The sequence below is a fragment of the Acinetobacter sp. ANC 3882 genome (assembly GCF_022549545.1).
Taxonomy (GTDB): domain Bacteria; phylum Pseudomonadota; class Gammaproteobacteria; order Pseudomonadales; family Moraxellaceae; genus Acinetobacter.
In genome coordinates, this window is sequence record NZ_JAKZGB010000001.1 from 338,992 (window position 1) to 362,416 (window position 23,425).

Below are 23,425 nucleotides of genomic sequence, written 5' to 3' on the forward strand. Positions count from 1 at the left end.
ATCTTCAATGGCTGTAAGCACTTTATCTTTAATTTTTATGTTGAAGTTTATAACACTCATCTAAAGCAAGCTCATAATATTCAAGTCCTTCCTTCGCAGCCAAGAAGGCTTTTCTTTGCTGTACGGGATCTTTATCACATAGGCGTTTGATCAACTCCATTGCCTCATATGGATGCAGATCATCATAATGTGCATGCGCTCTTAACCATGCCAACGAGCGTTTATTAATATTGACTTCGGGATGTTGTGTGTAGGTCTGAATCCCTTTATAGACTTGAATCGTCCAATCTCCTGTCGCCCACTCAATTGCCAGATTGGTTGCCGCAATACTTTCAGCCAAGCTGCCACGAAAATTGACATCCCACAAGAAGTGATTAACCGCATTCATCGCCACTGGTGGTTTAACATTATTCAACATATCAACCGTTAGACCAAAGCCCCCAGCCCAGTCCTGATACCAGTTCAAATGTCGTTCTTCCACTTTAATATTTTGGATCAGCCAATCTCTGGTTTCGGTCACGCCATCTGAGGAAAAAGCTGTTGCTTTTGCCAAAGATCCCGCCATATAAGATGGAAAATGTGCAACTAAGGGATAGAAATTGAGTAAAGCTGAGCGAAAGCACTCCAGACTTAAAGAACCTGTTGCCATATCTAAGAATAATGGATGTTTACTCACCCGTTCTTTTGAGGGTAATAATTCATCCCAGAATCGTTGAGCCCAATCCGAATGAGGTGTAATTTCTAGTTTTGTTCCATATTGATTCATAGCAGTCATTGCGATGCATCCTATTTCGTATGACTTAATCCAACCATGTTCCATGATTGCTGCTTTTTTATAAATTGTATCCTAATATCGCAAAGATACAATCGCTTGTGATTTAGTTTGTAACAGTTTTTATTTCTTGAACCTAATTTAAACTTGAATCATTATATTAGGCAATGACCCTTATATAAAAATTAATATTTTTTTATAATCTAATACACATTCTATTTAAATCAGTGTAACGTAGTAAAAAAATAATCCCTATTTTGACATTTATAAGAACATTGGGAGTGGTGAGAGATAAGATGAAGTTGAAAGCTTCCAATATTTTGGGACAAGAACAAATCGACTTGTTAATTTCTCGCGGGCTAAATTTAGTTTGGTTTCCTAAAGAATTAGAAGCGATCTATCGAGATCAGTATAGAAATGAGGCTGCGCATGAGTTCCGCTATCGCGCCCCTATTATTTTAGGTTTATATCTATTTCTAAGCTTCGGTATCTATCAAGTTTTGCCTACAGACCTCCGTATTACTTGGATGGCGACCTACGGCTGGGTGGGTATCATCATTACGCTGGCATGGTTACTGTCTTTCCTACCAATCATGAACAAATGGTTTGATCATTATGTTTGTATTGGCTCAACAGGTGCTGTGGCAATTTCCTTCACCATCATCAACGTATTAGAACAAGGTCAGAATAACGTCCTGTTCCATGCTGCGATGATGTATGCCGTGGTTATCATCTATGCTTTTGTTGGGATGCGCTTCTACACCGCAATTATTGCTGGTTGGGTTGGTGGTTTGATTGGTATTGCGGCCAGTACATGGTTCAGTGGTGCAATTGACTGGACCTTCCTAAACCGTACCTATACGTTTAGCAGTTTCTTAGGTATGGCACTTGCTTATGCAACCGATCGGCAGCACCGTGAGAACTATTTACAAAACTGTATGCTTGAGCTGAACCGTTTGGAATTAATGCGACAAGCACAGCAATTGTCTATTCTCTCTCAACAAGATGCATTGACAGGTCTAGCCAACCGACGCTATCTAGATGAAGTGCTTGAAAATGAATGGAAACGAGCGACCCGCCATGAAATGCCAATCACCATCATGATGATCGATATCGACTTTTTTAAGCTCTACAATGACACTTTAGGACATATTCAAGGTGATCAATGCTTAAGGAGAATCGCCATCATGCTAGGCTCTATCGCCTCACGTAGCGGTGATCTTGCAGCACGTTATGGTGGAGAAGAATTCTTGTTGCTGTTTTCGATGACTGATCGAGATCAGGCCATCACTCAGGTACAAAGGCTTATGGAATTGGTACGTAATATTGGAATTTTGCACCCACGTAGTAATGTTTCAAAACACGTGACCATTAGTGTAGGTGTTGCAACCATGGTTCCATGTGTTGGTGATAGTCTTTCTGAGTTTGTTGCACAAGCAGATCATGCATTATATATCGCAAAAAGTAATGGTCGGAATCAATATCATATTGCGACATCAGATAATATGATTTCTGAAGCTTTATAATTCATTCATCATTATTAAATGAATATTAAACTAATTTAATTTTATATTGTTAAAATGTGATGTAAGCCACACATATAATAAATTATTTGTGTGGCTTAATACTTTTATTATGGCTCGATCGGTTTAAATGGAGCAACAACATCTGCATTTTGTGCGCGATGTCTTAAAAAGTGATCCATTAACACAATCGCCAACATTGCTTCTGCAATGGGTGTGGCACGTATACCCACACAAGGGTCATGACGACCTTTGGTCAATACATCCGTATCTTCTCGCTCGATGGTAATGGTTTTCCCTGGCGTGGTAATACTTGCAGTTGGTTTCAATGCAATTGCAACACGAATGGTTTGACCGCTTGAGATTCCGCCCAAGATACCACCAGCATGATTTGCAAGGAATCCATCTGTCGTCAGTTCATCACGAGTCTCATGACCAAACTGCCCAGCAACCGCAAAACCATCACCAATCTCAACGCCTTTGACCGCATTGATGCTCATCATGGCATGGGCAATATCTGCATCTAAACGATCAAATACAGGTTCACCCCAACCCACAGGTACTTTTTCAGCAACGATTTCAAGTTTTGCACCACAACTGGTTCCTTGCTCGCGTAAAGCAGTTACAAGTTGCTCAAAACGCGGAACTGCATCGATATCACCACAGAAAAATGGATTATTCGGTACTTCAGCCCAATCCAGTTTTTCAGTAACTTCATTGCCAATTTGTGTGACATGTCCACGAATATCAATAGCAAATTTTTCAGCAAGATACTTCTTGGCAATCGCACCCGCAGCAACACGCATCGCCGTTTCACGAGCACTAGAGCGACCACCGCCACGATAGTCACGGAAGCCGTATTTCTGTGTATAGGTATAATCAGCATGGCCTGGACGGAAGGTTTGTGCAATATTGCCGTAGTCTTTTGATTTTTGATCAGTATTGCGAATCAATAAACCAATCGATGTTCCAGTGGTTTTACCTTCAAAAACACCAGAAATAATCTCGACTTGATCAGGCTCTTTACGCTGTGTGGCAAACTTTGAGGTTCCCGGTTTACGGCGATCTAAATCTTTTTGCAGATCGGCTTCACAAAGCTCAAGACCAGGTGGCACGCCATCGACAATCGCCATCAAGCCTGCACCATGTGACTCACCACATGTTGTTACTCGAAAAAGTTGCCCAATACTATTCCCTGCCATGCTTTAACCCCTTAGTTTTGAACTGATTGCTGAAATACTTCTTTATAGCGACGGCATTGTTCAGCAGTTAAAGCAAAAATACCAGAACCACCTTTTTGGAATGTTAGCCAATGGAAGTCAACCGTGTTGAAGTTCTGACGCATTGCCCACTCAGAATTACCAACTTCAATCACGATTAGACCATCTTCAGTTAAATAATCAGCAGCTTGAGCTAACATTTTACGAACCAGATCCAAACCATCTTGACCGGCTGCCAAAGCAAGCTCAGGCTCATGCAGGAATTCTTCTGGTAAATCTGCCATATCTTCAGCATCGACATATGGAGGATTGCTGACGATCAAATCATATTGATTTTCAGCAGGAATTTTTGAGAATAGATCAGATTCAAGCAATGCCACCTGATACTGCTTATCATGATGTTCTGTATTAATTGAAGCCACTTCCAATGCTTCTTTCGAAATATCAGTCGCATCGACTTCTGAATCAGGGTACGCATAAGCCAAAGCAATCGCAATACAACCTGAACCCGTACACATATCCAAGATACGTTGCGGTGTTTTCGGATTTTTGCTTTCTGGTAAGTTGTTTAATGCTTCCAACATCTGACCATTTTCATTTAAGCAGTATGGTGCAAAGCGTTGTTCAATCAACTCAGCAATCGGTGAACGCGGAATCAAGACACGCTCATCGACATAAAATGGTTTATTGAAGAAATATGCAAGATTCAACAAGTATGAAGTTGGAATTCGATCATTGATACGACGTTCCAAAAGACTTAAAAATTCAGCTTTTTCACTTGGTAATAGCTTCGAATCTAAGATTTCTGCATCAGCTTTCCATTCAAGTGAAAGTGTTTGCAAAACAAGTGCAGAGCTTTCTGCAAAATAATCTTGAGTACCTTGACCTAAGTGCGCGTCGTATTGACGGAGTGCGGTTACACCAAAACGGATAAAATCTCGAATGGTTACTAAATTTTCAGCCGCTTCTTGTATATGTTCAGGGCTGATTGTAGGTCGCTCCACTTAGGCGTCTCCAAAAGTGCTAATTGCAAAACGCTTTATTCTAACGGGATTAAGGTCGATTTAACAATAAAAAAACCGCCTCTCTAGCAGAAGCGGTCTTTTAATTTCAAATATCAGGTAAAAAACTTATAAGCCTAATTTTTCAGCCACATAATCTGAGTCTTTATCACCACGACCAGAGAGATTAACCACAATCTTGATGTTCTTATCCATTTTAGGCGCTTCACGCAAAGCCCAAGCAACCGCATGTGAACTTTCTAGCGCAGGTACAATGCCTTCTACACGTGAAAGTGTCATAAAGGCATCCAAGCATTCTTGATCAGTCGCTGTTTCATACTGCACACGACCCAACTCTTTAAGGAAGCTATGCTGTGGTCCGACACCCGGATAATCCAACCCAGAAGCAATAGAATGCACTGGTAAAGGTTCACCTTTATCATCTTCAAGAACATAACAGGCCATACCATGAATTTGACCCGGTTTGCCTAAAGTTAAAGTCGCTGAGTGTTTATCTGTATCTAGGCCATGACCCGCAGGCTCGACACCCACCAATTTAACTTCGGGCAGATTTAAAAATGCGGTAAATGCACCAATCGCATTCGATCCACCACCGACACAAGCCACCACATAATCTGGATTCTGTCCAAAACGCTCATTGGATTGAGCTTTGATTTCATTGCCAATAATTGACTGAAAATCTCGAACCATTTTCGGGAAAGGATGTGGACCAACGACCGAGCCAATCGCATAAATATAGTTTTTCGGATCTTTTAAATATTCTTCAAAAGCGCTATCCACCGCATCTTTTAATGTCGCTGTGCCTTGTGTTACTGAAACCAGTTTTGCACCCAAGATTTTCATCTTCACGACATTAGGATGTTCTTTCTCTATATCCACTTGTCCCATATGAATTTCACACGGAATACCAACCAGAGCACATGCTGTCGCCAAAGCGACACCATGCTGACCAGCACCCGTCTCAGCAATCACTTTGCTTTTGCCCATGTATTTAGCAAGTAAAGCTTCACCCAAACAATGGTTGATCTTATGTGCACCAGTATGGTTTAAATCTTCACGTTTCAGATAAATCTGCGCGCCACCAAGTTGTTCTGACAAACGCTTGGCATAGAATAACGGACTTGGTCGACCCACATAATTTTTGAATAGGTCGTTTAACTCATCTTTAAATTCAGGCGTGTGACGAATCTCTTCATAGGCCGCATTAATTTCATCCATGGCTTCTTTTAAATGCGGTGGAATGAACTGACCGCCAAAACTGCCAAAGAAACCAGCTTCATTCGGCAAAGCAACGCCATTAATTTGATGTTCCATGTATTTTCCTGTTCTTATAAAGTCTTTATATAAAATTTTAACGCGATAAATAGCGGGTCATGTCCTCAAGGCCTTTTAAAGTCATTGGAAACATATGATCTTCAAAAATTTCTTTAATCCAGTTAATAGTTTGAGTGTAATGCCAATAACCTTCCGTTTCAGGATTGAGCCAAGCCGTTTTATCAAAATGCTGACGTAAACGTCTGAGCCAAACTTCCCCTGATTCTTCATTCATATATTCAACTGAACCACCCGCAGACTTTAACTCATACGGCGCCATGCTGGCATCACCAACCACGATGACACGATAATCACGTCCATAAGTATGGAACAGATCCCACGTATTCATACGTGTTGAGCTACGGCGATGGTTATCTTTCCAGACATAGTCATACAGACAGTTATGGAAATAGAAGTATTCGAGAGTTTTAAATTCTGATTTGGCTGCGCTGAATAGTTTTTCGCATTCCGCAATATACGCATCCATTGAACCACCAATATCAAACAGTATCAAAACTTTGATACGGTTACGACGCTCAGGAACCAACTGTACATCTAAGATACCTTGCTTTGCCGTTTCGCGAATGGTGCCATCGACATCCAGCTCTTCAGCTGCACCTTGACGAGCAAACTTACGCAAACGACGTAAAGCAATTTGCATCTGACGTGTTCCCAACACTTGATCATCATCAAGATTTTGGTATTTACGTTGTTCCCAAACTTTTACCGCTGAACGTTTACGTCCTGGCCCACCAATGCGGACACCTTCTGGATGATCACCAAAAGCACCAAATGGTGAAGTTCCCCCAGTGCCAACCATGCGATTGCCACCCTGATGCTTTTTATGTTGTTCACGTAAACGCTCTTCCAACATTTTCATCAGTTCTTCGAGAGAACCCGCTTTTTGCAATTCTGCACGTTGCTCAGGCGTAAGATGCTTCTCTAACAGTTCAAGATCAAACCAGTCTTGAGGTAACTTTTGCACTTGTCGAAGTAATTCATCCAAATCAAAAGTTTCAATACCATCAAAATAATCTTTCATGGCCCGATCGAATTTATCAAAGAAGCGTTCATCTTTGACTAAAACCGTTTTAGCCAGTTGATAGAACTCGTCCTGATCTGCAAACACAAGACCCGAAGCTACCGCCTGATTAAGATCAATGAGCTCACGTGTTGTTACAGGTACGCCATATTTGCGTAAGGTGTAAAACAGTCGCACAAACATTTTTAAACACTCTTAGCGGCGTGACATAAAGGCTAAACGTTCAAGCAATTGCACATCTTGTTCATTTTTAATCAAGGCACCATACAATGGTGGAATCGCTTTAGATTTATCGTGGTTACGCAACACATCTTCAGGCATATCATCTGCCATCAATAAGCTTAACCAGTCAATCAATTCAGAAGTTGATGGCGGTTTTTTCAAATTCGGAATTTCACGTAATTTAAAGAATACCTGTAAAGCTTCACTCACCAACGTTGTTGAAATATTCGGGAAATGAACTGCGATGATTTCACGCATGGTTGCATCATCAGGGAATTCAATATAATGGAAGAAACAACGGCGCAAGAATGCGTCTGGAAGCTCTTTCTCATTATTTGAAGTAATAATCACGATCGGGCGTTGTGTTGCGGTAATGGTCTCGCCTGTCTCATAAACATAAAATGACATTTTGTCGAGTTCGTGTAATAAGTCATTCGGGAACTCAATATCCGCTTTGTCAATTTCATCAATCAACAATACACAACGCTCTTCACTGGTAAATGCTTCCCACAATTTACCAGGCTTAATATAGTTTTTAATGTCGTAGACACGATCATCACCTAACTGGCTATCACGCAAACGCGAAACTGCATCATATTCGTACAAACCTTGCTGAGCTTTGGTTGTCGATTTGATATGCCACGTAATCAACTTTAAACCCAGACTTTCAGCCACTTGCTCCGCAAGCAAGGTCTTACCTGTACCCGGCTCACCTTTAACTAACAGTGGCTTTTGTAAGGCACGTGCAGCTTTCACTGCAAGTCTTAAGCTATCGGTCGCAATATATTGATCTGTACCAGTAAAGTGTTGTGTATCAGCAGACATTTAAAAAAACCTTATTTTTCTATATTTAACATCGTATCTAAACTGAACGTGCAGTTTTATTTGCAGTGTATTTTGACCAGCAGAAACCGATCAGCAACCCCAAACCAATGACAAACAAAATCAATGATAAGTTTGACCAGATTAAGACATGCTCTTTGGTTAGAACACCAAAAAGTAAGCCAAAAATTGCTGGTGCTAAGGCCGAGTTTGGACCTTCAGAAATTGTTGGTGTTGCAAGAATGGCAAAGGCCACAATCCATAGGATTCCACCAATTGGATTCGGTAGGCGTGACATCAAGCGATACCAACACCACAATGCAATTAGCGTCCCTGTAACATAAACAATGATCGCAACATTCTCTTCAGGAAACTGATCCAGTACTGAAAGAATGTTTGACCAAATTGCTGTTAAAGTTTCAAGCACCGCGTAAGCCCTCTGGTTCTACCGCATTCGGATTGATCAACCCTTCTGGCGGCATTTGAATAAAGAAGCCTTTGGTATTTAATGAATCTAAAACATGTAGAACATTAGCACGTGCAAGTTTACGTTCATGATGAAGTTCTAAATGCATCACAAAGGTCGCTTTGCCAAATGCTTGTAAAACTGTTTCTGGAACACCTTCAAATGGGCTTTCTTGTTCCTTGTCATCAGGATAATTTGGACGGGCAATATACATATACATTTCATCTTTCTTGCTCGATCTATAAATATCGCAGTGCATGTTTACTCACATCTATTAACAATCAAAGACAGCATACATGAAAATAAAAATGGATACATTAAGGATTGTTAACGCTAGAGTCGTCTTTTTAACGCTGCATAACCGAAGCAACTTTCGGTTATAAAATCAAAATGTCATAATCCAGCGATAAAACTCATGCGAAAATTTATATGTCACAAAATAAATATGACGATCCACACTTTTTTACTGAATATTCAAAAATGTCTCGCTCAATCCATGGGCTAAATGCCGCGGGTGAGTGGTCAGTATTTAAAACCCATATGCCAGCGTTAAAAGACAAAAAAGTTTTGGACTTAGGTTGTGGCTATGGCCGGCATTGCCGGTTTGCTGCTGAACAAGGCGCTCGTTCAGTGATCGGGATTGATTTATCCTCTAAAATGCTTGAAAAGGCACGTCAACTAACATCAGCCAAAAACGTGGATTATCAACACACCGCGATTGAAGACTTTGCCGCAGATACAGCCAGTTTTGACGTCATAATCAGTTCTCTCGCCTTACATTACATCCAAGATTTAGAGCCTTTCTTTGAAAACTCGGCACGATTACTGGTTCCGCAAGGTGAGCTATATTATTCCGTAGAGCATCCGATATTCACTGCACGCGCACAGCAAGACTGGATCTATGCTGCAGACCAACAACCTATCTATTGGCCTGTCGATCATTATTTCGAAGAAGGTAAAAGAGAAACCCATTTTTTGGATGCAAATGTGGTGAAATATCACCGAACTATCGAAACTCACGTGATGGCGCTAATTAACGCAGGATTTGAGATCACTGCACTTATTGAGCCAACACCGCCGTCCGAAATGATTAAAAAAATGGGCTGGGAAAATGAACTCAGACGTCCAATGATGTTAATCATTAAGGCAAAAAAAAAGAGCTAATTGTTTAGCTCTTTTTAACATTTTAACGTGCAATCTTCATTTGACTGGCTAAATACTCAATATCTTCTCGCAGCAGTGCAATCAATGGTTGAGTGAGAAGCTCATAACGCCAACCCATTAAATAATTAGGTAATGATTGTTCATCCAAATGAAATACTACATGCTCATAAATGGCATTCATCCATTTTTTACGCAGCAACACTTCTTTGGGTATCCCTGTTTTCAGCACTACACTTTCAATCAAAGCATCAATTTTCGGTGCAATTTCCTTGGAATTACTCTTCACAGGTCGTGCCATACGCAATGGCCACTCATCCTCAGGCGGTAAAAATTTGAGTAAATCCAAAATGGTTTTGCCATGCTCACGAACAATATGTGGACGGATATCTTTAATCCGAGCCAGCTGAAAATTATTACGCGGATTCTTTTCTACCAAATCAATCATCGTGGAGTTTCTAAGAATAAAACTACGTGGCTGATTCAATGCCTTGGTAATTTGCTCTCGCCAAATACTCAATTGCTGTAGTTGCATCAACTCACGGCGTGAATGACGGTAATTGCCAATATCGGTATACAGTTCTGCCAGTGGGGTTTCCATTGCAATCTCTTTCGTGAGATTCTGGCAATCCTCCAACACGTATTGATACAGCCCCTTCACTTTCAGATCATTTTTCAATGTGTCTGCAAGTTTGGTTAAGTAGATGACATCATTTGCTGCATAACACATCTGCTCTTGCGTCAATGGTCGAGCTAACCAGTCTGAACGCGTTTGATCTTTTTCAATCTCAATATTCAAACACGTCTTCAGTGCATTTTGATAACTGACTTGTAAACCGTGTCCTAGAAATGCTAATGCGACTTGCGTATCAAATACATTGGCTAACGGTTTTTGATCTGCGTAGTGGTAAATCAAATCAATGTCTTCACCACAGGCATGGAAAATGTTCTGCTGTGCAGCAAAAATCTTTGGCCAAAACTCGGTAAAATCCAAGCTTGCACCATCAAGTAATACAATCTGACCGTTTAAATTGATTTGGCAGACACCAAGTTTGGGATATAAGGTATCGACCTTAATAAACTCAGTATCAAGTGCGTAAGTGGAACATTGTTCCATCTGGCTGAGGAGAACAGCTAAATCTTTTTGCTGTTGGATAAACTGAAACATGTTTGCTCAAATAAAAAGAATATAGAACCCTGTGCAATAGAACGGTCTAATACCAGTCCTTGCTCAACTGAAATCAAATACAAAAAATTAATTGGTATTCCACATACATAACATGAAATCACTCCTCTTCCATTTATCAAAAAACGAAAATCCTTTTCGCTCGCTCATAGTGCCACAAAACATCTCAAATAGATCTACGATAATGTTAGACAAAATGTAAAATTTAATTATTTGTTTAAATTAACAGCATGAATTTAATATAAATATAAAAAAATGCGAATGAAGCCTATTATTTCATTCGCATACGGTTGTGTACAGCTTGGCTAAGTGTATGACTATCCACGTACTCCAGCTCACCACCTTGTGGCACGCCTTGAGCAATTCGGGTCATCTGAATCGGTAAATGTTTGGTCGCTTCAACCAGATAATGTGCTGTGGCTTGTCCTTCTACAGTCGCATTGGTCGCCAAAATGACTTCTTGAATCTGCCCTGCGCTTAACCGCTGAATCAGATAAGGAATCCCGATTTCTTCAGGACCAATGCCATCTAGCGGTGATAAATGCCCACCTAGAACATGATACTTGCCACGGAAGCTACCACTCTGCTCAATTGCCATCACATCTGCGGGTGACTCAACCACACATAACAATTGTTCATCGCGTTCTGCAGAAGCACAAATATCACAGATTTCATTTTCGGTTAAGGAATGGCAAATATGACATTCATGGATATGGCTAGACGCTTCATGTAAAGCATGCGAGAGCGCAAATGCACCTTCACGGTTTTTCATTAACAAATGTAATGCCATACGTTGTGCTGATTTAGGACCAACACTTGGTAAAATACGCAATGCTTGAACTAATTGTTCAAATCTTTCACTAAACACAAATTAACTCGATCATGGATAAAAAAGACACCCCAAGTGCTCAATCTAAAGACTTAGGGTGTTTTGAATTAGAATAAACCAGACAGACCCGGTGGTAAGCCCATACCTGTATTTGCACCTTGTAACTTTTCTTCAGAAATAATTTCAACTTGACGTGCAGCATCATTCATCGCAGCAGCAATCAAATCTTCAATCATATCTGCTTCGTCTTGTAACAACTCAGGGCTAATTTCGATACGCTTAACCACATTACGGCAAGTCATCGTCACTTTAACTAAACCGCCGCCTGCTTCCGCATGAACTTCAGTCTTTGCAAGCTCTTCTTTGGCTTTTTTAAGATTTGATTCCATATCTTTTTGCATGCGCTGAGCTTGCTGCATGAGCATATTAATGTTCATAAGTTTCTCTCGTTAAATTAAATCTAAACCGCGTGATATGTCGCGAATAATATCATCAATGTCTTCTAAACCAACAGACACACGAATCAAGCCTTCTTCAATTCCTGCGGCTTGTTTAGCTTCAGCCGACATTCTACCATGCGAGGTGGTTGCTGGATGTGTAATTGTTGACTTAACGTCACCTAGATTACTGGTGATCGACAAGAAACGTGTGTTATCAATCACTGTCCACGCACCTTCACGTTGACCTTTCACCACAAAAGACACAACCCCACCAAAACCTTTTTGCTGTTTTTTCGCCAGCTCATGTCCTGGGTGATCAGCTAAACCGGCGTAATACACTTTTTCAACTTTTTCATGTTGATGTAACCATTCAGCAAGTTTTTGCGCACTTTCACAATGTGCCTTCATACGAATGCTGAGTGTTTCCAAGCCTTTCAAGAAGATCCATGCATTAAATGGACTCATTGAGTTGCCCAAAGTACGGATCACACCATTGACTTCTTCGAGTAGATCATTTTTCCCAACCACCGCACCACCAAGCGCACGGCCTTGCCCATCGATATACTTGGTTGCTGAATAAAGTACTAAATCTGCACCAAACTTAATCGGTTGTTGTAATACTGGTGTACAGAAACAGTTATCCACTGCGAATAAAGCGCCATTGGCATGTGCAATATCGGCAATCGCCTGCATATCACCCACTTGCGCCAAAGGATTAGACGGCGTTTCAATAAATAAGATACGAGTATTTGGACGAATCGCCTGTTTCCAGCCCTCAAGATCGTCTAGATCCACAAAGGTCACCTCAACCGCAAATTTCGCTACATATTTTTCAAATAAAGCAATGATTGAACCAAATACTGCACGAGAACAAATCACATGATCGCCAGCTTTTAGATACGCCATACACATCGCATGTACCGCAGCCATGCCTGAACTGGTTGCAACTGCACGCTCTGCGCCATCCAACACAGCTAAACGTTTTTCAAATGCCTGAACCGTTGGATTGGTATAACGTGAATAGGTATTTCCTGCGATTTGGCCTGAAAATTTTGCAGCGGCATCAGCAGCACTTTCACATACAAATGATGACGTTAAAAAAATCGGCTCACTATGCTCACCTTCAGATGTACGATCATGCCCTGTGCGAATTGCCAGTGTTTCTAATTGGTATTCTAAATCATCGCTTGGATTCATCGTTTTGTATGCCTTATGATCATAATGTGGAAATATGCCAATATTTTGAGCGTCTAAGGTATTTAAGGTCAAGGCATAAGATGAAATTATCGCTTAGACTTCGTGCAATCTTGACTCATGATGAGACATTCTAAGATGAAATCGCTTGTGGAACAGCAAAAAATAAATTTTAAACATCTGGCTATGCGTGTATTCGATGCAGACAAACTGGTTTTGTCCCAATCAACACCATATCAAGTGATTGCGCAATTCCAACAAACTCGTGTGCGTTTCTACGCATCAGAAAATAAACGCTATAAAGAGCCCTTGGTTTTTGTTGCACCATTGGCAATCAATATGGATATCTATGACTTATATCCTTATCGCTCGTTGATCAAATACTTTCAGGAAAGTGGTTTTGATGTTTATCTGATCGACTGGGGCAAACTCACCTATAAAAATTATCAAATTAACTTTCTATCTTTTATTGATAAGTTTATTCCAAAATGTATTGAAGCCATTCAGCAGCATTCAAAATCTGAAAAAATATCGCTGCATGGTTGGAGTATGGCAGGTATTTTTGTCACGCTTTATACCGCACGCCATCAACCAAGTGTTGTCAAAAACCTGGTGGTGTTAGGCAGCCCAATCGACAGCTATGCTTCGGGTTATATTGGCAAACTCTATAAGACTTTGGCGTATCTCACGACCCGCAACCCAACCATTAAAGACTATATCTACAATCGTTTACCAAAGCTGATGATCCATTCTCCAGGTTTTCTAAATTCTCTTGGATTCAAGTTGTTAGATCCTAAAGGCTGGATTGATGGCAATATCCAATTATTAAAAAACTTGGATAATCTGAAGCTGGTACAAGAAGATGCAACCTTGAGTCACTTCTTGAATAACATGATTGATTATCCCGGCGGTGTGAATCAGGACATGCTGTTTAATGTCTGGCTGCAAAATCCATTAAAAAATGGTGTCATCCAGCTCAAGAACAAAACCATCGAATTAAAAAAGATCAATTGCTCACTCTTGATAGGTGCAGGCAAAGGTGATCAATTGGTGACGGCAGAATCAGCATTTCCGCTAACCCAGTTGACAAGCAGTCAAGATGTCACGTTTACTCTTATCCCTGGCGGGCACTTAGGTTTAATGTCTAGTCAAAACAGTTCAATTGAGTTCTGGCCAACACTGGCGACATGGTTAGCCGAACGATCGACGCAAATAAAAAGGTAAAGTATGACTCAATCTGTTGCATTTATTGGTTTAGGCGCTATGGGCTATCGTATGGGAGCGCATCTTCCTAAATATTTCGAAAACGTTTATGTCTGGAATCGAAATTTTAGTAAAGCAGAACAACATGCAGCAGAATATGGCACCACAGCGGTTGAGCTTGCTCAAGCAGTCCAAGCCGACATTATCTTTTCTTGTTTGCCGACCAGCGATGACGTTGCAGCAATAATTGAAGGTGTGGAAATTAAATCTGGTTCGATCTGGATTGACTGTACCAGTGGCGTGCCAGAAACTGCACGCCGTTTAGCTGAAAAATTGAAAGCACAAAATGTAGACTTTCTGGATGCACCTGTCAGTGGGCAAACCATTGGTGCTGAGAATGCAACCTTAACCTTCATGGTTGGCGGTGATGTGAATGCATTTGAAAACGCTTACCCTGCAATGGCCGCAGTGGGTAAATTGATTCAACATGTCGGGGAATCTGGTGCAGGCTTTGCAGTAAAAGCGATCAACAATATGTTGCTTGCTGTGAATTTATGGTCTGTTGCAGAAGGTTTTAGTACTTTAAAAGCACATGGTGTCAATCTGGATGCAGCACTGAACTGTATTAATGCTTCTAGTGGCAAGAGCCTAGTAACTGAAACCATTTTTCCACAACGTGTACTGAGTCGTGAGTTTCCCGTAACTTTTGGTTTGCCATTACTCGCAAAAGATACAGGTATTGCGCTTGATTTAGTCAAGGATGCAAAACTTCCTGCGCCAATTCTGTCTTTAACTCAAAGTTTAATTCAAGCAGCAAGCTTAACGGCTGAACCAAATAGCGACTTCTCCGCAGCAGTTAAATTGTATGAATCGTGGAGTAAAATCACGCTGAAATAGGGTTTATTCTGTATAGCACTTTATCTATAAAATATAAAAACCGCTCTTTTGAGCGGTTTTTATATTAATATTCTGCTTATTTACATCAAATTAAGATTGTTCAAAATGCTTAATTTACTTAAAATTCTTGATATTAAATTTTAATAAAAGAAATCTCACTTCTCTTAACATTATGACTGTTTATCAGTAATTTTTTTAATCTTAAATGACCCTTTATTCTTTTTAATTCCTGATAAATAGGTATCTCGAATTAGAGCTATCTCTTGGACTTATATCTTTATGCGTAAACTTCCAGTACCAGAAAATCTTCCATATGATCTGACTACAATTTACTATCGCCTTTTTGTGCAGCTTCCTCAAGGTGAATTAAAAGATCTTGTGAATTTAGAAGATGCTCTTAATCAAGTAAATGCAAGTGATGTTTATGCCTTACAATATTATCCAGCTAATAATCTTTCAGCTTACACAGGTTGGTCCATTCACTCTGAGTCGACTCAAACTGCAAGTAAACAGCACCCTGTATTAATCAATAGCTTATACTGCTGGGGAGGACAACTGTATCGATCAATAAACCCATATAAGCTGAATCTAAGCGGTAAAAATCTACTCAGAATTCCACAATATACGAAATTACCTGAATCTATTGATGCCATTATTCCAGAAGACGATGAGCGTTTAGACATTTCTAATTATGATAATAAAAAAATTATAGCGCCAATATCTTCGATGCAAGGCGTGATCCAGCAAGGAAGTATCATTAAACAAGGTGATCTGATCTTGGCTAAAAATGAGAAAATCTCACCAGAAAAATTGATTGCTCTAAGGCGCGCTGGAATTAAAGAACTAACAATTTATAGAGATCCACGAATTCTCGTTGTAAGCATGCATACTTTTGACGGTGAGCATACACTTTGTGAAGAAAGCTTGTACGTTAAAGACTTATTAAAAACGTGGGGCTATCACCACGTCGAGATAAAACTACTTAAACCACAGCGTTATGATTCAGCATTTAATAGTCTTAAGAAAAACGGAGATCCTACTTTAGATGATACATTAACTACCAATTGGGAGGACTATAATCAATTTTTTGAGGATCATATTCCTAACTTTGATGTGATGATTCTGTGCTCTCATAAGGACATTGGTGGTTCAGTATTTTCAATCGGTGGACTAACTGCCTTTGATCCAAGTAGTATAACCTCAAATTTCCAAACACGCTCTATCCCTGCGAATGAAATGAGCATCATTAGAAGTATGCCTAGAACACCCCCTATACGTGAAACGGTTCAACTGTACGATGATCAGGGAAACCATAAAGGCTCAAAAGTCATCATCACAGAAGATAAGACGACGATCATCAATTTACCTGGTGATATTCAAGATATTGCCTTACTCATGCATTTCATGGTGAAGTATATTTTAAATAAGCATGACCCCGATTTTCTCAACAAAATATTTATAAAAGGTCATGCCAAACAAAAAATTGAAACTGACCAAAATAAAAAGAAATTATTATGGGGCAAATATCAACTACAAGATGATGGTCAATATTCATTAGAGGTCATTGAACAACAGCACCCCTATCAGGTAGAACCTTTTCTTACTGCAAATTGTATTGTGATTGTTCCATTTGCAGAGCAGCCAATTCAATCAAATGAAGTGATCCATTTTATAAAGATTGATTAAATGCAAATTGAATAATCAAAGTTATGCCTTGTATAAAATGCCATGAGCTTGTTAGCAATGGCTTTTTATTATTTTTTTGAATCTGGAAATTCAGCATGAGACATTTTTCTCTTACTAAATAAAACTAACCTCATTCACCGATGCACAAATGATAATTTCATCACCAAGTGACCATTCCGCTACTCTAGCCACCATAGCAGCAGGTACACCTTGCGATCCTGGTCCTGCGGGTACATCATATGTTGCGTGCGCATCATGTGCTAATAACACATCAAAACCAAGCTCCAAAGCTGCACGCGCAGTCGCAGCAACACACATTTCTGATAGAACACCACATATGGTCAAAGACTTAACATGATGATCATTCAAGATATGTTGAAGTGATGTTCCCTTAAAACCATTATCTTCACTTTTTCGCACCACAAACTCATTTGGCTGTGGAGGAAAAAATAACTCCCAACCAAATTGATAAGGCTCATCTAAACAACCTAACTCGCCATCATTTTGTAGAAAAATGACAAGCGCATGAGCTAATCTCGCTTTGGCAAGTAAAATACTAATTGAAGCTATCAGTTGCTTAGATGCAGGCACAGCTTCTGTACCTGATACAAAAGCATTTTGTACATCTACAACAATCAGTGCATCAACCATATTAAGCGGAGTTGAGATGACCTTTTCCTTAGAAGCAAATTGTGATCAGATATCTAAGTTTTGATTATTTCGTATTCACATCAATTTTAAAAATCTTCCCATTACAAACCAAAACGGTATATATCTGGATATCAATTTCATAAACATATTCTGTCGCATCACAGGAGCGACGACCTTCTTTATGAATGAAATATCTTGGGTAAGTTTTTCCCATTTTTCTGAGCAAATCACTTTCAATGTCCCCTACATTAACAAGCTCGTAGGAGGAGCGCATTGAGTTTGTTTCTCTAGCCAATGTAGTTGTTGATATTAAAACTGAAATTATTCCAACAATGATATATTTCATTTTATAAGCCATTTATTATTAGTATGATTTACCAAATGGTTTAAATTAAGTCATTAAAATAAATCCTTTTACTCACCTTTCTTTTAAAGTTTATCGCTCGATTCATGCTTAGAAACGATTGGTGGTTTACAGGTATTTTCATGGTCTATGGATGCACAAGCTGTGATCCATACCCCCAATTTAATTGCGACTCATAATTTATTTATGAGTACTTCTAAATAATATAAAAATCACATAAATTAGCGAATAGTTACAGCGATATCTCATGACTAATATTTATAAGAATATAAAAAACCTCCCGAAGGAGGTTTTATCAAGTCTCAGCTAAATGAATTTAAACAGCTTCGACATATCGATAAATGCACCCATTTTTAGGGTTTTCAAAAAGTAAATCCATGTTAGGCAAAAGAATTTCACCTTCTACTTCAATATGTTCAATGCGTTTGAACAGTGGGACGTCTTGATCATTCACATCTTTTACTTTCGCAGTGGCAATCTTTTCGGCCTCAAATTGATCCTTCACCTTAATTTTTATAGTCTTCATTAAAAACTCCAATTTTTTAAATTTTAAATACAACAGCAAAACGAAATTTAGAACGATGAAATTGCTGAATAAGCCAGCGGCATCGCAAAGAAAGTCAAAACAAATGCTGCTGAACGTTGTAAGTTACGTTGATTCAGCCAAGAAATTTTGTTGGAAATTAAAATAGATCCAAACGCGATCCATAAGAAAGCAATTGGGGTAATTAATGCTAGGAACATCCCCATATGAACAACATATTCATGCAGGTTGAGCCAAGCAGTATGTGGAAAAATGGCTGAAGCGAATAATAAAGCTTTGGGATTTAGTAAGGTTGCTACAAATAAAGCTTTAGAGCTAATCGAAGATTGGTTTAGATCTAATTCTTTAGTTGAAGTAATCCATAGTTTAATGGCCAAATAGATAATAAAAGTTGCACTGAGCAATTTAATTAGCGGTGGTAGCCAAGGCACATAGTGTGAAACAGACTCAAGTAAAAAGCCCCATGCTGTAATGGCAATAAAATAACCGATCACCTCCGCAGGGATCAATTTCAGTGAACGCTTAATACCTGTTTGGATTCCAGACGAAGCCAATAATGTATTCGTTGGACCTGGTGTTAGTAAGATAGTAATGATCAAACCAATAAACAGAAATGACACCATGGACAAATACCTCTGCTAAGTTTCGCAAACGCAATATGGCAAAATAGATCATCAGTTGTCGACAAAATGGTTGTAACGAAAAATATTTATTTTATTTTTTTATCTTAAAAATCAAAAAGTTAAACATATATAAATTTTAGATATAAACTTAACACACGAGTAAAAACCTGTGATTAAAATCACATTTTATTAATAATTCCATATAGATAGCAACATTATAGTACAGCTAAAATTTGGATTGCTAATCAGAATTCATAGATCAGATTTCGAGTACATCTACCGTACCTCTCTGGCAAATTATTACTAGTTAGCCACTTCACCATTCAAGCTCATAGAGCTTTCATAAGGCAGTGTTGATTTGTGGCATTCGCGAGTCCTGTTACAGACGAAAGTATACAAACTATTGTTTTTTCTATATAACAAGATATCAACCTGCAAAAATGAGCATATTCAATGGAGTCTGTTAGACTTTTATACGTAAGCAAAATTAAGAATATTGACTCAAACTTAAAAAAAGATTTGATTAAAATCCTCGATGAGGCAGTTGATTTTAATTATCGCAATGATATTAGAGGCGTTTTATATTATGGCCATGGCTATTTTGTGCAATGCTTAGAAGGTCAAAAGCATACGATTGATGATTTGTTTTATAACAAAATTGTGAAAGATGAACGTCATATCAATTGTGAAATTCTCTATTACACTCAATGCGAAAATCAATTTTTCTCACAGTGGTCCATGAAATTTTCACCTATTAATCAGAACATTTCAGATTTTTTTATGAAGTATCATCTAGAAGAATTCAACCCTTATCTGCTTACAGCAGAGACGGTTGAGAAATTCGTTTCTGTATTAGCGGGTGAACCTGAATACGATGTACAAGCTTATCTTTCGTGAATAAACTATCTTTCATCTAACGTGAAGATCAAAAAGGTATCTATAGTTAAAGGTACCTTGTTGGATACATGAATAAAATTTAACAAAAAGAAATTGAACTTATTACCGAGTAGTGCTTATATATCTTTCGAAGGGGACGACCTCTTTGTTTAATTTTTCAAGCTTTAGGACGACCTAAAAATATTAATAAGAGGTGTCGAAATGGCTTGGGCTTATCTTATCTTGGCTGGTATTTTTGAAATCGTATGGGCATATTCAATGAAGATGTCTGATGGTTTTACCAAGCTTACCCCTAGCGTTATTACTATTGTATTTATGATCTTAAGCTTTGGTTTACTCGCCGTAGCTATGAAAACTTTGCCTCTAGGTACTGCTTATACAATTTGGGTCGGTATCGGTGCTGTAGGTGCATTCCTGATTGGTATCTTTTTTCTACACGAGCCAATGGTTTTTTTACGTATTTTAGCTGCCGCCTCCATCATATTTGGTGTTGTGTTGATGAAAGTGACATCCAGCTAGTCAAAGTAATAAAAAAGCCCTCGAATGAGGGCTTTTTATAAATTAACGCTTAAGAAATAGGTGTCTCTCAGCCTCACGTCGTCGAACCAGTCCTTTTAATACTTTGCCATTACTTTTATTCCAAACAAGGAACTGATCAGCAGCATTTCTGTAATCTAAACTATTCAGATATTTCACCAATGTGGAACTTTTAAACGCATTGGTGCCGATGTTATATGCTAAAGAAACGAGTGCATCAAATTGCTTTTGAGAAAGTGGAACAGTTACCACCTCATGTACGGCTTTCTGAAAGCGTCTTAAATCATATTGGAAAAAAGATATTGCCTGCTCTTTAGTACAAGAGTCACCTTTGTTAACCCTAACACCATTCGGATAAACTGTGGTACCGAAGCCAATAGTCCACACATTGGCGCCATCGTCATATGCTTTCAATTTTAAATCTTCAAAGTTCGTAATCAAATTAATACCGATCGAACTTATGGACATTCTAGGATCAATCGCCACGCCTAGTTTATCAACTACATCATAGGCAGTCGCTATATTAAATTTTTTATCTGCAGCATCGTTGCGTTTTTGAGTCAATTTTCCACTACTGAGTCTACGCAAAAAGTCGACGATAGTCCTCATTATTCCTCACCTATCTTTTTATCCATCATTCGGTTAAACCAAACTACTCTGCAATCTATCGTACAACTCTCAAAGTTTAAAAATGGCAGAGTCAATATTAAAAATCAACCTTTTGATTGTGTACATCCAACCAATCTTGGTTTTTAAATAACATCGTCTAGTACCAAGCCGAACTTTTTTTGTTGAACTTATATCTATACTTCACTCAACCTTTGCATGATTATGAATTTTCCAGCTGAGGTAATAAGTGCAATCTTATTTTGCAAAGCCAACTTAAAACCATAAAGCATTGATAAAAATTAAAATTATTTTATTTAATGCTATACAACGTAATTTTAGACCTAAGAAAAATTTATCTAATCAACTCTCATATTTTATGGACCAGATATAAAATATGGGCTTCTGTAATTCAAATTATTTTAAAAAGATATGAAAATTTTTGATAACAAAACTAGCTTCATTGATAAATATTAGCAATTAAAAAAACCACCCGAGGATGGCTTAAAATACAAAAACTATTGTGAACTAAATTTTTAATGCAAAAGTAAAAAATCTTTTTCTTCTAATGTCTGATTCATTCCAAACTGTAACATTGAATCTTGAATTGCTTTTAACATATATGATCTATTGTTAGGGTTAGACTGCTCACTTTCCTCCCAATTATAAGGGTTCCAGCCATTTTGTGATGATATTTGATCTGATCTAATTTTCAAATTTTCTAGTGTCTTTTTAATAAACAAATATCCTTTTAACTTCTCATCCTTAAACACCTTGGTACCATCCGTATAGGTTTTATTCACTAGACTTGGAGAGAGGTTTAATTGACCATTTGTGGTATCTGAAAGTACAGCTAAACGATGCCACAATTGATTATATGCCACATCATAAACATCTGTATTTAATTGAGCTTGTGTAGCTGGCAGCGGAGTTAAGCCATTGCCACCTTGAGTTCCTAGACGTAAAACTCTTTCAGCCCAATTCGTCATTCCTTCTAGATACCAACCACCTTTAAATTGATTATATCCATATTGATAAAGATGAAAAATCTCATGCGTCACTGTAGTCCAATAATTTCCAGGAAATTCTTCTAAATTGTTTCGGATATACAAATTAAGAGCACATTTTCCTTCTTTAGTTGGTTTATTTATAAATACAGATGGATTTTCATAAGCGACTCCATTACCAGATAGTGCGGTTAAATGGATATCGATGTATTTGGCAGCACCGGCATATCTATCGCTGCTCAAGGGATGAATAAAACCAAGGCTCGATAACGCCTCTGTAGTTGCACTAGCTTGAATAGCTACATTTTCGACATAATCTGGAATATTATTATGATTTATATCCGTTTGGTCTGGGATATAGTCAGTATTACTTGGATCTGATGAGTAAAAAACCCTAAACTCCCCTGACTTATAAACACTATTCAAATTTGGCAATATTGACGAGGATGTACCACACGTTACAGCAGCATATATGTGGTTAGATATAAGAAGCAATAGCAACCCATTTAATATATTTTTCATTAATTTTCCTTGAATTTTTGACTAGTTATTTCCAACAGATAATTTTAGTTACCCAATCTAACTTTTAAGTATAAAAAATATTTTTACAAGGTTTTAAAACCATAATTAAATAACTAGAAAAAGTATTAAACCCATTCCAAAATTAAAAAGCCTACCATAAACTAATGGCAGGCTTTCTGGTTCAATTCTTCTGCATGACTTCATCAAACCAATCACAATAAAATAAATTTATTACAACTTTAATAAGTTACAAATAAAACAAAGAATTTTCAAAACTTATGTATTAATTAAAAATAAAAACTATAATGCAACCTTAATCAACTCTTAGGTTCAACTATCAAATGTGTATTTAAATTAAAAAAATATATGTCTAAATCAATCTAAAATTTAATATACACATTTAAATCAAGATTAATCTTTAAAACATAAGAAAATATTAAGAGAAAATTCTAATTATCGATCTATGTGCTTAAAAAAAATTATTAAAATTCAATTGGCTGTAGGAGTAAATATTCTTTTACTCCCTTCTATAAAGCTTTAAATCATATTTTATTCATCTCACTCTTTCTAGATATAAGTCCTAACAGAGTGACGTGCTTGTATCTCCTCTTTTGGCAAAGGGAAATGAATAGCTAACTCATTAATTGATAAAGAACAATTCTTAGTGAGAAAACA

Annotated in this window: 25 protein-coding genes; 7 read left to right on the forward strand and 18 right to left on the reverse strand. The window is 38.2% G+C overall.

The genetic code is table 11. The features are described from left to right. Nucleotides 1-28 precede the first annotated feature (28 nt). The gene (locus MMO42_RS01785) at nt 29-775 is read right to left on the reverse strand and encodes an iron-containing redox enzyme family protein (RefSeq protein WP_241318939.1); all 747 of its coding nucleotides are present in this window, start codon (nt 773-775) and stop codon (nt 29-31) included. Nucleotides 776-1,068: 293 nt separating this feature from the next. Here MMO42_RS01785 and MMO42_RS01790 point away from each other — a divergent pair, with 293 nt between their 5' ends. Then, nucleotides 1,069-2,298 (forward strand): GGDEF domain-containing protein, encoded by a 1,230-nt coding sequence (locus MMO42_RS01790; protein WP_005294000.1) that lies wholly within the window; start codon nt 1,069-1,071, stop codon nt 2,296-2,298. A 107-nt stretch (nt 2,299-2,405) separates the two neighbouring features. Here the strand turns inward: MMO42_RS01790 and aroC are convergent, their stop codons facing one another. The 7 genes from aroC to MMO42_RS01825 all read right to left on the reverse strand — a co-directional run bounded on the left by aroC (nt 2,406) and on the right by MMO42_RS01825 (nt 8,662). Further along, nucleotides 2,406-3,497, reverse strand: coding sequence for a chorismate synthase (aroC, locus tag MMO42_RS01795; RefSeq protein ID WP_241318940.1), 1,092 nt, complete (start codon nt 3,495-3,497; stop codon nt 2,406-2,408). 11 nt (nt 3,498-3,508) lie between these two features. Continuing rightward, nucleotides 3,509-4,519, reverse strand: a complete 1,011-nt coding sequence (prmB, locus tag MMO42_RS01800) for a 50S ribosomal protein L3 N(5)-glutamine methyltransferase (RefSeq protein WP_005152873.1) — start codon at nt 4,517-4,519, stop codon at nt 3,509-3,511. A gap of 126 nt (nt 4,520-4,645) precedes the next feature. After that, nucleotides 4,646-5,851 (reverse strand): tryptophan synthase subunit beta, encoded by a 1,206-nt coding sequence (trpB, locus tag MMO42_RS01805; protein ID WP_241318941.1) that lies wholly within the window; start codon nt 5,849-5,851, stop codon nt 4,646-4,648. Between the two features lie 37 nt (nt 5,852-5,888). After that, complete coding sequence (locus tag MMO42_RS01810) at nt 5,889-7,076, reverse strand: VWA domain-containing protein (RefSeq protein WP_005293992.1); 1,188 nt, start codon at nt 7,074-7,076, stop codon at nt 5,889-5,891. A gap of 12 nt (nt 7,077-7,088) precedes the next feature. Then, on the reverse strand, nt 7,089-7,940 hold the full coding sequence (locus tag MMO42_RS01815) for a MoxR family ATPase (RefSeq protein WP_005152864.1): 852 nt from the start codon (nt 7,938-7,940) through the stop codon (nt 7,089-7,091). A 37-nt stretch (nt 7,941-7,977) separates the two neighbouring features. Next, a complete protein-coding gene (locus MMO42_RS01820) occupies nt 7,978-8,364 on the reverse strand; it encodes a hypothetical protein (RefSeq protein WP_241318942.1) in 387 nt (128 codons plus the stop codon). Then, entirely contained in the window at nt 8,357-8,662 is a 306-nt protein-coding gene (locus MMO42_RS01825) for a YcgL domain-containing protein (protein WP_277603235.1), read from the reverse strand. Before MMO42_RS01825 ends, MMO42_RS01820 begins: the two co-directional genes overlap by 8 nt. A 170-nt stretch (nt 8,663-8,832) precedes the next feature. On the opposite strand from MMO42_RS01825, the gene MMO42_RS01830 reads away from it, so the two are divergent. Then, nucleotides 8,833-9,567, forward strand: coding sequence for a class I SAM-dependent methyltransferase (locus MMO42_RS01830; protein ID WP_241318943.1), 735 nt, complete (start codon nt 8,833-8,835; stop codon nt 9,565-9,567). 22 nt (nt 9,568-9,589) lie between these two features. Here the strand turns inward: MMO42_RS01830 and MMO42_RS01835 are convergent, their stop codons facing one another. The 4 genes from MMO42_RS01835 to MMO42_RS01850 all read right to left on the reverse strand — a co-directional run bounded on the left by MMO42_RS01835 (nt 9,590) and on the right by MMO42_RS01850 (nt 13,216). Further along, entirely contained in the window at nt 9,590-10,732 is a 1,143-nt protein-coding gene (locus MMO42_RS01835) for an HRDC domain-containing protein (protein ID WP_241318944.1), read from the reverse strand. 289 nt (nt 10,733-11,021) lie between these two features. Next, on the reverse strand, nt 11,022-11,618 hold the full coding sequence (recR, locus tag MMO42_RS01840; protein ID WP_241318945.1) for a recombination mediator RecR: 597 nt from the start codon (nt 11,616-11,618) through the stop codon (nt 11,022-11,024). 68 nt (nt 11,619-11,686) lie between these two features. Beyond that, the gene (locus MMO42_RS01845) at nt 11,687-12,016 is read right to left on the reverse strand and encodes a YbaB/EbfC family nucleoid-associated protein (protein WP_005293980.1); all 330 of its coding nucleotides are present in this window, start codon (nt 12,014-12,016) and stop codon (nt 11,687-11,689) included. Between the two features lie 12 nt (nt 12,017-12,028). Beyond that, nucleotides 12,029-13,216: an O-succinylhomoserine sulfhydrylase gene (locus MMO42_RS01850; protein WP_033134490.1), complete on the reverse strand. Its 1,188-nt coding sequence runs from the start codon at nt 13,214-13,216 to the stop codon at nt 12,029-12,031. 135 nt (nt 13,217-13,351) lie between these two features. On the opposite strand from MMO42_RS01850, the gene MMO42_RS01855 reads away from it, so the two are divergent. The 3 genes from MMO42_RS01855 (at nt 13,352) to MMO42_RS01865 (ending at nt 16,999) form a co-directional block, all read left to right on the forward strand. Beyond that, complete coding sequence (locus MMO42_RS01855; RefSeq protein WP_241318946.1) at nt 13,352-14,437, forward strand: alpha/beta fold hydrolase; 1,086 nt, start codon at nt 13,352-13,354, stop codon at nt 14,435-14,437. Between the two features lie 3 nt (nt 14,438-14,440). Further along, nucleotides 14,441-15,313 (forward strand): NAD(P)-dependent oxidoreductase, encoded by an 873-nt coding sequence (locus MMO42_RS01860; RefSeq protein WP_241318947.1) that lies wholly within the window; start codon nt 14,441-14,443, stop codon nt 15,311-15,313. Between the two features lie 279 nt (nt 15,314-15,592). Next, a complete protein-coding gene (locus MMO42_RS01865) occupies nt 15,593-16,999 on the forward strand; it encodes a molybdenum cofactor biosysnthesis protein MoeA (protein WP_241318948.1) in 1,407 nt (468 codons plus the stop codon). Nucleotides 17,000-17,113: 114 nt separating this feature from the next. Here MMO42_RS01865 and MMO42_RS01870 read toward each other — a convergent pair whose 3' ends face one another. The 4 genes from MMO42_RS01870 to MMO42_RS01885 all read right to left on the reverse strand — a co-directional run bounded on the left by MMO42_RS01870 (nt 17,114) and on the right by MMO42_RS01885 (nt 19,181). Then, nucleotides 17,114-17,650: an isochorismatase family protein gene (locus MMO42_RS01870; RefSeq protein WP_241318949.1), complete on the reverse strand. Its 537-nt coding sequence runs from the start codon at nt 17,648-17,650 to the stop codon at nt 17,114-17,116. Nucleotides 17,651-17,714: 64 nt separating this feature from the next. Further along, nucleotides 17,715-17,996 (reverse strand): hypothetical protein, encoded by a 282-nt coding sequence (locus MMO42_RS01875; protein ID WP_241318950.1) that lies wholly within the window; start codon nt 17,994-17,996, stop codon nt 17,715-17,717. A 334-nt stretch (nt 17,997-18,330) separates the two neighbouring features. Beyond that, nucleotides 18,331-18,540 carry a hypothetical protein gene (locus MMO42_RS01880; protein WP_241318951.1) on the reverse strand — a complete coding sequence of 70 codons (210 nt, stop codon included), beginning with the start codon at nt 18,538-18,540 and terminating at the stop codon, nt 18,331-18,333. Between the two features lie 47 nt (nt 18,541-18,587). Continuing rightward, nucleotides 18,588-19,181 carry a LysE family transporter gene (locus tag MMO42_RS01885; protein ID WP_241318952.1) on the reverse strand — a complete coding sequence of 198 codons (594 nt, stop codon included), beginning with the start codon at nt 19,179-19,181 and terminating at the stop codon, nt 18,588-18,590. Between the two features lie 453 nt (nt 19,182-19,634). Here MMO42_RS01885 and MMO42_RS01890 point away from each other — a divergent pair, with 453 nt between their 5' ends. Next, nucleotides 19,635-20,078, forward strand: a complete 444-nt coding sequence (locus MMO42_RS01890) for a BLUF domain-containing protein (RefSeq protein ID WP_241318953.1) — start codon at nt 19,635-19,637, stop codon at nt 20,076-20,078. 201 nt (nt 20,079-20,279) lie between these two features. Beyond that, nucleotides 20,280-20,597, forward strand: coding sequence for a multidrug efflux SMR transporter (locus MMO42_RS01895; protein ID WP_241318954.1), 318 nt, complete (start codon nt 20,280-20,282; stop codon nt 20,595-20,597). A 42-nt stretch (nt 20,598-20,639) separates the two neighbouring features. Here MMO42_RS01895 and MMO42_RS01900 read toward each other — a convergent pair whose 3' ends face one another. Further along, entirely contained in the window at nt 20,640-21,224 is a 585-nt protein-coding gene (locus MMO42_RS01900; protein WP_241318955.1) for a lysozyme, read from the reverse strand. Nucleotides 21,225-21,757: 533 nt separating this feature from the next. Beyond that, nucleotides 21,758-22,750: a hypothetical protein gene (locus MMO42_RS01905; protein ID WP_241318956.1), complete on the reverse strand. Its 993-nt coding sequence runs from the start codon at nt 22,748-22,750 to the stop codon at nt 21,758-21,760. Nucleotides 22,751-23,425 lie beyond the last annotated feature (675 nt).